The sequence below is a fragment of the Halalkalicoccus tibetensis genome (assembly GCF_037996645.1).
In the GTDB taxonomy this organism is placed as follows: domain Archaea; phylum Halobacteriota; class Halobacteria; order Halobacteriales; family Halalkalicoccaceae; genus Halalkalicoccus; species Halalkalicoccus tibetensis.
Genome location: NZ_JBBMXV010000003.1, coordinates 27,001 through 38,621, shown reverse-complemented (window position 1 = coordinate 38,621; position 11,621 = coordinate 27,001). Strand labels below are relative to the sequence as shown.

9 protein-coding genes are annotated in these 11,621 nt (G+C 69.6%); 2 read left to right on the top strand and 7 right to left on the bottom strand.

Annotation, left to right across the window (positions count from 1 at the left end):
* Positions 1 to 13: 13 nt before the first annotated feature.
* Both WOA58_RS08635 and WOA58_RS08630 read right to left on the bottom strand, forming a co-directional pair.
* Positions 14 to 1,969, bottom strand: a complete 1,956-nt coding sequence (locus tag WOA58_RS08635) for a bifunctional metallophosphatase/5'-nucleotidase (RefSeq protein WP_340603786.1) — start codon at positions 1,967 to 1,969, stop codon at positions 14 to 16.
* A 61-nt stretch (positions 1,970 to 2,030) separates the two neighbouring features.
* A complete protein-coding gene (locus WOA58_RS08630) occupies positions 2,031 to 2,882 on the bottom strand; it encodes a prephenate dehydratase (RefSeq protein WP_340603785.1) in 852 nt (283 codons plus the stop codon).
* A gap of 113 nt (positions 2,883 to 2,995) precedes the next feature.
* Between WOA58_RS08630 and WOA58_RS08625 the strand changes: the two genes are divergently transcribed.
* Together WOA58_RS08625 and WOA58_RS08620 are read left to right on the top strand one after the other, a co-directional pair.
* The gene (locus tag WOA58_RS08625; RefSeq protein WP_340603784.1) at positions 2,996 to 4,945 is read left to right on the top strand and encodes an ABC transporter substrate-binding protein; all 1,950 of its coding nucleotides are present in this window, start codon (positions 2,996 to 2,998) and stop codon (positions 4,943 to 4,945) included.
* Between the two features lie 48 nt (positions 4,946 to 4,993).
* Positions 4,994 to 5,296 carry a DUF7577 domain-containing protein gene (locus WOA58_RS08620; RefSeq protein ID WP_340603783.1) on the top strand — a complete coding sequence of 101 codons (303 nt, stop codon included), beginning with the start codon at positions 4,994 to 4,996 and terminating at the stop codon, positions 5,294 to 5,296.
* Here the strand turns inward: WOA58_RS08620 and lpdA are convergent, their stop codons facing one another.
* The 5 genes from lpdA to lipA form a co-directional block, all read right to left on the bottom strand.
* Entirely contained in the window at positions 5,297 to 6,721 is a 1,425-nt protein-coding gene (gene lpdA, locus WOA58_RS08615) for a dihydrolipoyl dehydrogenase (protein ID WP_340603782.1), read from the bottom strand. It lies immediately after the preceding gene.
* Between the two features lie 2 nt (positions 6,722 to 6,723).
* Positions 6,724 to 8,265 (bottom strand): dihydrolipoamide acetyltransferase family protein, encoded by a 1,542-nt coding sequence (locus tag WOA58_RS08610; RefSeq protein ID WP_340603781.1) that lies wholly within the window; start codon positions 8,263 to 8,265, stop codon positions 6,724 to 6,726.
* A gap of 2 nt (positions 8,266 to 8,267) precedes the next feature.
* A complete protein-coding gene (locus tag WOA58_RS08605; RefSeq protein WP_340603780.1) occupies positions 8,268 to 9,257 on the bottom strand; it encodes an alpha-ketoacid dehydrogenase subunit beta in 990 nt (329 codons plus the stop codon).
* Entirely contained in the window at positions 9,258 to 10,370 is a 1,113-nt protein-coding gene (pdhA, locus tag WOA58_RS08600) for a pyruvate dehydrogenase (acetyl-transferring) E1 component subunit alpha (RefSeq protein WP_340603779.1), read from the bottom strand.
* A gap of 216 nt (positions 10,371 to 10,586) precedes the next feature.
* Positions 10,587 to 11,522 carry a lipoyl synthase gene (lipA, locus tag WOA58_RS08595; RefSeq protein WP_340603778.1) on the bottom strand — a complete coding sequence of 312 codons (936 nt, stop codon included), beginning with the start codon at positions 11,520 to 11,522 and terminating at the stop codon, positions 10,587 to 10,589.
* Positions 11,523 to 11,621 lie beyond the last annotated feature (99 nt).

Sequence of the window (11,621 nt, the reverse complement as noted above, 5' to 3'; positions counted from 1 at the left end):
GGTCGGCCGAGACCTACCCGTCGACGGGTGCGGTGACAGACCCCTTCATCACGAACGTCCCGTAGGCCGCCGAGACCGGAAGCTCCCGGAGCGCGCCGTCCTCGTCGGTGTAGCCGTAGGCCTCGCTGTCGGGATCGAACCCGCCGAACACCCGAAGCGGGGTCTCCCCGCTCGCCAGCTCGGGAAGCCGCTCGCCGTCGAACGTCACCGCGACCGCCCCGCCGTCCTCCTCGACGCCGGCGGCCTCGAAGCGCTCGCCGTCGGGAGCGAGCGCGAAGAAGCCCTCGGGGTCGATCCCCGTCGCTTCCTCCGGGAGATCGAACCACAGCGTGAGCTCGCCGCCGGCCATCGACCAGTCGGTCTGCTCGCCAACGTCCTCGTCCACCCGGAGGATCCGGTCCTCGATCTCGGGCGCGACCGAGCCCTGCTCCTCGATGTACTGCATCACGACCGGGCCGAGGAGGTCGCTCGACTGCCAGAGAACCTCCGCCCCGCGGAAGCTGTCGTAGCCGCTCGCGGTGTCCTTGATGTAGTCGGTCGTCGCCACCGTGTAGCTGCCCTCGGGATCGAGGGGCTCGCCGTCGACGAAGACCTCGCCGATCGCCGCCTCCCCGTGGCCGCTCCACTCGTAGCTCAGCCCGCCGACCTGCTGGCCCTGCTGAGCGCCGAAGGGCGCCTCCGGTAGCGTGTCGACGCGGCTCTCGAGGGCCGCGCGGATCTCCGCGCCCGTCGCCTCGAAGGTCACCACCGCGTTGGCGAACGGGAGGATTCCCAGGACGTCGCCCGCGGTCAGCGTCCCCGGGCCGTAGGTGTCGTTGGTCCGCAGCCCGCCGGCGTTCTGGAAGGCGACGTCGGCGTCCTCGCCGGCGTCGAGCATCGCGTCGGCCACGAGGTTGCCCAGTCGGCTCTCGCGGGCGTAGTTGACGGCACCCGAGGCGTCGAGCTCGACCTCGGTCTCGCCGACCTCCGCCGAGAACTCCTCGTCGAGCTCGTCGTACTGTGCCTCGAGCCGGGCCTTGAACTCGGGGTCGGGCTCGATCCCCTCGTCGAGATCGACCCGCTCCCAGGAGACCAGCCCGCCCTCCCTGTCCAGCGTCATCACGCCCAGATGCTCGTAGGCGTAGCCGATCTCGCTGATCACGGTGCCGTGGTGGATCTCGGCCTCGTCGAACGTGACGTGCGAGTGCGAGCCGAAGATGGCGTCGAGCCCGTCGACCGCCTCCGCGATCTCGTAGTGGGTCTCGTGGGCGACGTGGGAGGCGAGCACGATCACGTCCGCGCCCTCGCGCTGGAGACAGTCGACCATCTCCCGGGAGACCTCGATGGGGTCGCGGGCCTCGTACTCGTCGGGGTAGTCGGTGATGTCGTGAAAGCCCCGGAGTACGACGTTGAACAGCCCCAGTGTGACGTCGCCGACCTCGACGATCCGCCAGCGCTCGGTGTTCGGGAGCGGCTCGCCGTCGGGGGTGAACAGCGCGGAGTTGAGCCAGGGGAACTCGCTCGCGCCGAAGCGATCGATCGCGGTCTCGATCCCGTAGTCGAAGTCGTGGTTGCCCACCCCGGCGGCGGTGATCCCCATGTCGTTCATGAACTCGACCTTGTGGGCGCCCTCGGTGTAGAACGAGATCAGCGAGGAGCCCAGCTCGTCGCCGCTCGTGAGGAAGACGCTGTCCTCGCGTTCGGCGAGGCGCTCCCGGATCGTCGCCTGGTAGCGCGCGATGTTCGGCTCGCCGACCTCGCCGATGTCGCTGTGGCTGTGGAGGTCGTGGACGATCGTGACGGTGTCGCCGCCGTCGCCGTTCTCCGCACCGGCTGCCCCCGACAGGGCCGTCCCCGCGAGGCCGGCGGCCGCCGCGCCGAGCACCGTCCGCCGGCTCGCGTGACCCCGCTTGCTGACCGTGCTTCGATCCCCAGCCGGCGTTCCCCGCTGCTCGTACTCCTCGTGGTCGCCCCCGCAGTCGTGGGACATACGATCAACTACTGGCCGAACTTGATATTACTTGCCCTTGTTATTATATACCTGTCCGATTTCATTCCAGAACGTGCTCGGTGTCGTAGGAGCCGAGCCAGCGCACCCATCCCTTCTCGGCGATCGCCTCGATCCGTTCGAGCGCCCTCTGGGTTCGCTCCTCGTACATGCCGGTCTCGCAGTCGAAATGGAAGAGATAATCGCCCAGCCGTTCGCCGCTCGGTCGGGACTCGACCCGCGAGAGGTTGATGTCCTCGTCGGCGAACGCCTCCAAGAGCTCGAGCAGCAGGCCGGGGTAGTTCATGCTCGGATAGACGACGAACGAGGACTTCCCGCCGGCCTCCGAGCGCGCGTCGACGGGGGCGACGACCAGAAAGCGGGTGGCGTTGGAGGTGCGGTCCTGGATGTCCTCGGCGAGGACCCGGAGGTCATCCCCGGCGTCGTCGGACTCCGTCCGACTGCCAGCAGGACGTGGTCCTGCAGCGTTCTCCGGGTGGCCGATCGCCGCGATCGAGGCGTCCTCGCGGGCGCGCTCGACCCCGCGGGCGGTGCTCGCGACCGGCTCCATCTCGGCGTCGGGGTGCTCCCGGTCGAGATACTCCCGGCACTGGGCGAGCGCCTGGGAGTGGCTCGCGACGGTCGTGAACTCCTCGCCCTGGGCGAGCAGCGCGTGGCGGATCGGCGTGACGATCTCGCGGACGACGCTCACCTCGTAGTCCGCGAGCGCGTCGAGGCTCTCGGTGACGCTGCCCTCGATGCTGTTCTCGATGGGGATCACGCCGCGATCGGCCCCGCCGGTCGCGACGGCCTCGACGATCCCGGACACCGACTCGCGGAAGTCGACCTCGCTGGCGACGGCCCCGGCCGCCCGGTGTGAGTAGGTCCCGGCCGGCCCCAGCGTGACTGCTCTCATGGCCGACGGGTTTCGCGCTCATCGCTAAAAGGCCTCGGATACGGCCGGCGCTACCACATCCCGAGCCGGGTCGACCCCGATGTTTACGTGTCCATACCGGCTGGGAAACGTATATGGCGGAGCCCATCGACGCCGCGCGCCGCTCCCTGCTGCGGGCGGGGGCGGGGGTGCTCGCGCTCCCGGTCGCGGGTTGTCTGTCCGACGACGGGGACGAAGACTCCGATACCCGGCCGGGCGAGGCCGACTCCGAGACGATCGAACGCGGCGGGACCTTCACGGTCGGCCTGCCGGGCGCCCTCGAGGCGCCGAACCCGCTGACCGCGGGCTCGGCCCCCACGGACGCGCTGCTCGATCTGCTCTACCAGCCAGGCGTCCTCATCGAGCCCGACGGGTTCGAGGCCATGCCCTGGGCGTTCGTCGACTGGAGCGCCGACGACACCGGCGAGGGGACGACGGTCTCGATCGATCTCCGCGACGACCTCGAGTGGACCGACGGCGAGGCGTTCACCGCCGAGGACGTCCTGTTCACCTACGAGTACTACGCCGAACACGAGCCCGGACGCTTTCGCTCGACGGTCGATCCCATCGAGTCGGTCGGCGAGGGGAACGGCGCCGACGTCGAGCTCGTCCTCTCGGAGGCGATCGGCAGCTACGAGGCCGAACAGCTCTCGGTCCCCCTGCTGCCCGAACACGTCTGGAGCGACGTCGACGATCCCGCCGACCACGAGCCCGACGAGCCGGTCGGCCTCGGCCCGGGACGGCTCACGGCGGGCGACCCCGAGTCGGGGTTCGAGATCGCCCTCGCCGACGACTGGCCGCTCACCCGTCAGGACTGGGTCGAGGAGCACGGCCTGCTGATCGAGGGCGGCCCCTTCCTCGATGCGATCGAGCTCCGCCCCTTCGGGAGCACCGACGCCCTCGACCGAGAGCTCGCCGGCGGCGGGATCGACGCGATCCACGACGCCGGGTTCGACCCCGCGCGGGCGGACGCGATCGACGATCGGGAGGGGCTCGGCCTGGTCGCCGGCCACGACGACGGCTACGACCACTACACGATGGACGTGCGGACGCCCCCGCTCGACGACCAGGCGTTCCGCCAGGCGCTCGGCATGGCGATGGACCGGGACCGTTGGGCCGACATCCAGCGCGGCTACGCGATCCCGGGCAGCGTCGTCGTCCCGCCCGGCTTCGAGCACCTCCGCCCGGAAACGGCGGCGGGCGAGCCCGTCCAGCAGACCCCTGCGGAGGATCCCCACCCGGTTCTCGAGGTGCTCGGCTTCCGTGGAACGGACGGCGAACTCGACGCGGGGTCGATCCAGGAGTTCCTCGCGTCGGGCGCGGTCGTCGACGGGGGCGAGGGAAGCTACGCCGGCCGCGAGTACCCCGGCAGCCTCACCGGGTTCGGCACCACGGGTCAGAACGAGGCGGCCTACGACTACGAGCTCGGCGAGGTGCGCTCGGACGTCCTCGCGGAGGCCGGGGTCGAGGCGGAGCTCTACGCGGACGGTCAGACGGTCGAGGAGCTCCACGGCGGCCCGATCGAGCTGCTGGCGCCGCCCGACGAGGCGAACCCCCGCGAGGCCGAGTTCATCGGGGAGTACGTCCGGGACCTCCGGCGGCTCGGGATCCCCGTCGAGCGGGAGATCGCGAGCGAAATCGAGATCGCGGATCGGGCGTATCTCGAGGCGGAGTTCGACCTCTACCCGGGCCAGTGGTCGGCGCTCTCGGCGCACGGTGCTCCCACCCTGTATGACCTCTTTCACAGCGACAACGCCCCTGCCGACGGGTCGTTCGGGTACAACGCGGCCGGCTACGGTCTCGAAGGCCCCAGCGCAGACGAGGCGATCGAGGCGGCCCGCGGCGAGCCCGACGCCGACCGGCGCGACGAGCTGGTGCGCGAGGCCGCCGAGCGGATCTACCTCGAGGCGCCGACGCTCGTGCGGTCGTATCGCTGGAGCCAGTGGCCCGTCAACACCGCCGACTTCGCCGGCTTCCTCTCGGGGATCCCCGGCGTCGGGAGCTCGAACCTCCGCCTGCAGGCGCTCACCGTTCACCGGCGATAGGGCCGGCACAAATGCTAAGTGCGTCGATTCCCTGCGTTCGGTAGACCAATGCTCGAGACCTGGGCTCTCGAGATCGTGGCGGCGTTCGCCGTCGTCCAACTGCTCGCACTCGCCTACTTCTACTACCGCGTTAGGGACGACTCCGACGACCGTGACCCGGGGGCGCTCGCTCCCGAGACGGTCGACGTCGACGGCGCGGAGGCGACCGACGGGCGCGAGGCGGTTTCCTGTAACGAGTGTGGCGCCGAGAACGACCCCGAGTACCGCTACTGCCGGGACTGTGTCGCCGACCTCTCGGGCGAGTCGATCCCGGGCTACCGGAACCACTCGCCCTCCGAGCGTTCGCTCTGATCAGCGGTTGAGCGTGTGGATCGCGTGGCCAAGCGCGTTCTCGGCGGCCTCGTTGACCGCCTCCGAGAGGGTGGGGTGGGTGTGGATCGTCGCCGCGACGTCCTCTAAGGTCGCGCCCAGTTCGATCGCCAGCCCGATCTCCGCGATCAGCTCGGAGGCCTCGGGGCCGACGATCTGCCCGCCCAGGACGAAGCCGCTCTCGGCGTCGGCGACGATCCGGACGAACCCCTCGGTGTGGCCGGTCGTGAGCGCCCGCCCGCTCGCGCGAAACGGCATCTCGCCGACCGCGGGCTCGAAGCCCGCCTCCTCGGCCTCCTCGGGGGTCATTCCGACCGTCCCGATCTCGGGCTCGGTGAACACCGCCGCGGGGATCGCCTGGTGGTCGAGCGCCGCGGGCTCGCCCGCGATGACCTCCGCGGCGACCTGGCCCTCGGCCATGCCCGTGTGGGCCAGCATCGGCTCGCCGGCGACGTCACCGACCGCGAAGACGTTCCCGACGTCGGTCCGCGCGCGGTCGTCGGTCGCGAGGAACCCGCCGTCGTCGGGCTCCAGGCCGATCGCTTCGAGGTTCAGGGTGTCGGTCACGGGCTGGCGGCCAACGGCCACGAGGACCTTCTCGCAGTCGTGGCCGGTCTCCTCGCCGTCCTCGGTCTCCGTAGTGACGCTGATCCCGTCGCCCGTCTCATGCCACTCGCTCGCGGCCTCGCCGAGGCGGATCTCGACGCCGAGCTCTTCCATGTTGTCGATCACCGGCTTGGCGAGGTCGTCCGAGAAGCCCGTCAACGCCTCGTCGAGCATCTCGACCACCGTCACGTCGGTGCCGAGCTTCGCGAACACGCCCGCGAGCTCCATCCCGATGTAACCTCCGCCGACGATCACCAGCGAGTCGGGCACCGAGTCGAGCGAGAGGGCCTCGCGCGAGCTCAGGACGTGCTCGCCGTCGAACTCGAAGCCGGGGATCTCGATCGGGCGCGAGCCGGTCGCGACGACCGCGTGCTCGAACTCGATCGATTCGCTCCCCTGGCCCTCGCCGCCGTGGGCGACCCGGGCCGTGTTCCCGTCGGCGAACTCCGCGCGCCCCTCGACGAGGTTCACTCCGTTCGCTTTACAGAGCTTCTCGACGCCGCCCGTAAGCTGGTCGACCACGCCGTCCTTCCACTCGACCATCCCGCCCATGTCGACGGCGGGATCGGCGTGGATACCCATCTCCTCGGCGTTCGCGGCCTCGTGGGCGACTCCCGTCGCCGTGATGAGCGCCTTCGAGGGGATGCAGCCGTGGTTCAGACAGGTCCCTCCATACGCGTCCTTCTCAACGAGTGTCACGTCGAGGTCGAGCTGTCCCGCGCGGATGGCGGCCACGTAGCCGCCCGGTCCCGCGCCGATCACCAGTACGTCCGTGCCAGTTGCGATGTCTCCAACGACCATTGTTAATCTAACAGCAGCAGCAGTGGGTTCTCGAGGTACTCCATCACGCGGTTCGTGAAGCCCGCCGCCTCCGCGCCGTCGACCACGCGGTGGTCGATCGACAGCGACAGCGGCAGCGTGTGAGCCGCCTTCACCTCGCCGTTCTCCGCGACCGGCCGCTCGGCCAGTTCGCCCAGCCCCAGGATCGCCACCTCGGGATGATTGATGATCGGGGTGGCGTACTCGCCGCCGATCGCCCCGAAGTTCGTGATGGTGAAGGTGCCACCCTGCATCTCTTCTCTCGAGATCGATCGATCGCGGGCCTTCCCCGCGAGCTCCTCGACCTCCTCGGCGAGCTGGAGCAGTCCCTTCTCGTCGACGTTCTTTACTACGGGCACCATCAGCCCCGCGTCCGTCGCGACCGCGATCCCGACGTTGTAGTAGTTCTTCCGGACGATCTCCCCCGCCTCCTCGTCGAGCGAGGCGTTCAGCTCAGGGTACTCCTGCAGGGCGGCGACGATCGCTTTCATCACGAACGGCATGTACGTCAGCCGGGTCCCCTGCTCCTCGGCGCGAGCCTTCAGATCGGCGCGCGCCCCGACCAGCCCCTCGACCTCGGCGGTGTCGTGGTGGGTGACGTGGGGCGCGGTGAACTTCGAGTTCGCCATCTGCGTGCCGATCGTCCGGCGGATGCCCCGGTAGGGGACCCGCTCCTCGCGTTCGTCCCGTTCCTCGCGCTCGCCCTCCCGTCCGGTCGCCGCGAGTGCCTCGGCGTCGGCGGCCTGGGCCTCGCGCTGGGCTTCGGCGTACTCCCGGACCGCCTCGGGGGTGACGAACGCCTCGCCGTCCCGTTCCTCCGTCGCGGGAACCCGGTTCAGGTCGACCCCTTCGTCCTCGGCGAGCTTTCGAGTGGCCGGCGCAGCCAGCGTCCGCTCGCGATCCGCGGGCTCGGCGGCCTCGCCCTCTTCACGATCCTCGCCGCGCTTTCTCGTGGCCGACTTCAGTTCCGTGTCGAACTGCTTGGGGCCCTTCGACTCCTCGTCGTCGTCGCTCTCGGCGGCCTCTCGTACGTCGCCCTCGGTGACCCGGCCGCTCGGGCCCGACCCCTCGACGCTCCCGATCTCGACGCCGAGCTCGCGGGCCAGCCGCCGGACGTGCGGCGGAGCGAACACGCGGCCCGACGGCGTTTCGGGCTCCGCGTCCGCTCCCGCATCGTCGTCGGCCTCGGTGATCGCGGGCTCGCCGCCGATATCGGCGGGCTCCTCGCTGACCTGCTCCTGGGACTCGGTCGGCTCCTCGTCCTCGCCGCTCTCGGTCCCGGCCTCGCCCTCCACCTCGAACGTGACGATCACGTTCCCGACGGGGACGACCTCGCCCTCCTCGGCGAGGATCTCCTTCACCGAGCCGTTCACCGGCGAGGGCACTTCGACGACCGCCTTATCGGTCTCGACCTCCGCGACGGGCTGGTCCTCGCTGACCTCCTCGCCCTCCTCGACCAGCCACCGGACGATCTCGCCCTCGGCGACGCCCTCGCCGACGTCGGGCAGTTTGAACTCCCTGACCATGGTTAGAACTCGGCGGCCTCCCTGATACCTTCCTCGATGCGGGTGGGTTCGGGCATGTAGTAGTCCTCCAGCGCGTAGAGCGGAAACGGCGTGTCGAAGCCCGTGATCCGCTTTACCGGCGCCTCCTGGTAGAGCAGCGACTCCTCCTGGATCGTGGCGACGATTTCCGCGCCAAGCCCGGCGGTCTTGGGCGCCTCGTGGACCACCGCGGCCCGCCCCGTCTTCTCGAAGGAATCGACGATCGCGTCCTCGTCGAGCGGCGAGAGCGTCCGGAGGTCGACCACCTCGACGCTGATCTCGCCCGCGAGGTTCTCCGCCGCCTCGAGCGTCGGCCGGGTCATCGCGCCCCAGGTGAAGACCGAGACGTCCGAGCCCTCGCGGCGGATCGCCGCCTCCCCGAGGGGAACCTCGTAGGACTCGTCGGGCACCTCCTCCCTGAACGCCCGGTAGATGAGCTTGGGCTCGAGGAACACGACGGGGTCGGGGTCGCGGATCGCGCTGGTGAGCAGCCCCTTCGTGTCGTAGGGCGTCGAGGGGACCACGACCTTGAGGCCGGGCTCGTGGACGTAGAACGCCTCCTTGGACTCGGAGTGGTGCTCTGGCGCGCGGATCCCGCCGCCGTAGGGCGCGCGAAGCACCATCGGACAGGTGAAGCGCCCGCGCGAGCGCGTCCTGAGGCGTCCCATATGGGAAACGATCTGGTCGAACGCGGGGTACATGAACCCCGAGAACTGGATCTCGGGGACGGGTTTCAGGCCGTAGGCAGCCATCCCGATCGCGGTGCCGACGATCCCCGACTCCGCGAGGGGGGTGTCGATCACGCGATCCGCGCCGAACTCGTCGTAGAGCCCCTCGGTCGCCCGGAAGACGCCGCCGTTCTTGCCGACGTCCTGGCCCATGACGAGCACGTCGTCGTCGGCTCGCATCTCGTCGGCCAGTCCGTCCCGCACCGCCTGTACCAGGGTCAGGTTCCGTGTCTCAGTCTCGCTCATTCAGTGGTCCTCCAGTAATGCCGCGTCGCCGTGTGTCTCGCGGATCGACCGGAACCAGTCCAACTGCTCCTCCAGTCGCCCCGGCATCCCGGCGTAGACTTCCGCGAACATCTCCTCGGGCTCGGGTCGCTCGACCGACTCCGCGGCGTCGATCGCGTCGGCGACCTCCTCCTCGATCCCGGCCTCGATGGCCTCGACGCCCTCCCCGTCGAGGTAGCCGTTCTCGAGGAGGAACGTCTCCAATCGCGGGATCGGGTCCTTCTTCTTCCACTCCTCGACCTCGTCGTCCTCGCGGTAGATCGAGGGATCGTCGGCGGTGGTGTGGGCGCCGAAGCGGTACTGGACCGCCTCGATCAGGGTCGGTCGGGCCTCGCCCTCGCCGGGGTCCTTCGCCTTCTCGATCGCCTCGCGGGTCACCTGATACACCGCGAGCGGGTCCATGCCGTCGACCTGGACGCCCTCGAAGCCGTAGGCGGTCGCCTTCTGCGCCAGCGTCTCGCTCGCGGTCTGGCGTTCCCGTGGAACGGAGATCGCCCACTGGTTGTTGTTACAGAAGAAGACGTTGGGGGTGTCGAAAACACCTGCAAAATTCAGCGCCTCGTGGAAGTCGCCCTCGCTCGTCGCGCCGTCGCCGAAGTAGCAGATCGCGGCCTCGTCGGCGCCGTCGAGTTTCGCGGCCCACGCCCAGCCGACGGCGTGGGGGAGCTGGGAGGCGATCGGGACGGCGACGGTAAAGACGTTCGCCCCGTTGGGAACCGCGTTGCCGTCCTCGTGGCCCATCCAGTACAGGAGGGTCCGCTCGAGCGAGAGCCCCCGAACGAGGGCGGCCCCGTGCTCGCGGTAGCTCGGGAACGTCCAATCGGCCTCGTCGAGCGCGTGCGCGCTCGCGACCTGGGCGCCCTCCTGGCCCGAGAGGGGCGGATAGGTCCCCATCCGCCCCTGGCGCTGGAGGCTCACCGCCCGCTGGTCGAAACGCCGGGCCAGGCGCATCTGGCGATACATCTCGACGACCTCCTCCTCGCCGATGTCGGGGACCTCCGCGTCCTCGAGGACCGACCCGTCGTCGGCGAGGACCTGTACCCGGTCCCGGGGATCGCCGTCTAACGTACTCATGAATATCCACTCCGCAACATACCACGACCGTCTCCCGCTCGGGTTATAGGATTTTCGTAACGGTTTTTAAGGAAGGTAACGCCCCCGCCACGAATCCGGACGCCGCACGTGGGAACCGGCCTCTCGGATGACGATGTCGCCAGTAGCGGAAACGAAACCGAACGGTCGTTAACCTTCCTACCGTGACGTCGATTCCGATTGGACGTTCGGTCGGTACTACCGGCCGGCGCGGGCCGTCCGTCGGGCGGCCTCGACGGACTCGCCCTCCCGGAGAACGGCCTCGACGAACAGCTCGCCCGCCTTGTACGACGAGCGGACCATCGGCCCCGACGCGGAGTAGAGAAAGCCCAGCTCCTCCTCGGCGACCCGCCGCCAGGTCTCGAACTCGTGGGGGTGGACGTAGCGCTCGACGTCGAGGTGCGAGCGCGAGGGCTGGAGGTACTGCCCCAGCGTCACGACGTCGACCGCCGCCTCCCGGAGGTCCGAGAGGGTCTGGTAGATCTCATGGCCGTGCTCGCCGACGCCGAGCATCAGGCTCGTCTTCGTGTGGATCCCCGATTCGGCGCTCACCTGCTCCAGCACGGAGAGGCTCCGTTCGTAGCCCGCCCGCCGGTCGCGCACGGGGAACTGCAGCCGCTCGACGGTCTCGATGTTGTGGGCGATCACGTCGGGCTCGGCGTCGACGATCTTCCGTACCAGTTCGGGCTCGCCCTGGAAGTCGGGGATCAGCACCTCGACGAGGATGCCCGGATGGCGCGCCTTGATCTCGCGGATCGTCTCGGCGAAGTGGCCCGCCCCCTGGTCGGGCAGGTCGTCGCGATCCACGCTGGTGAGCACGACGTAGTCGAGGCCGATCTCGGCGATGGCGCTCGCGACGTTCGCGGGTTCGTCCTCGTCCAGCGGCTCCATCCCGCCCGTCTCGACGTCACAGAAGTTACAGCCCCGCGAGCAGCGATCGCCCATCAGCATGAACGTCGCGGTCCCCCCGTCGCCGGAGGCCCCGCCGCTCCAGCACTCCCCGAGGTTCGGGCAGTTGGCCTCCTCACAGACCGTGTGGAGGTCGTGCTCGCGCAGGGTGCGTCTGATCCCGGCGAACTCCCGGCCCGACGGCGGCCGCGTCTTCAGCCAGTTGGGCTTGCGCGAAAGGCTCATTGTCACCACTGGGGAGCGGCGGGGCAAAAACCTGCGGGGATCGCGACCCGGCGATCGAAGGGCCAACTCCCTCCCCCGTGGGATGCGGAGGTCGAAGGG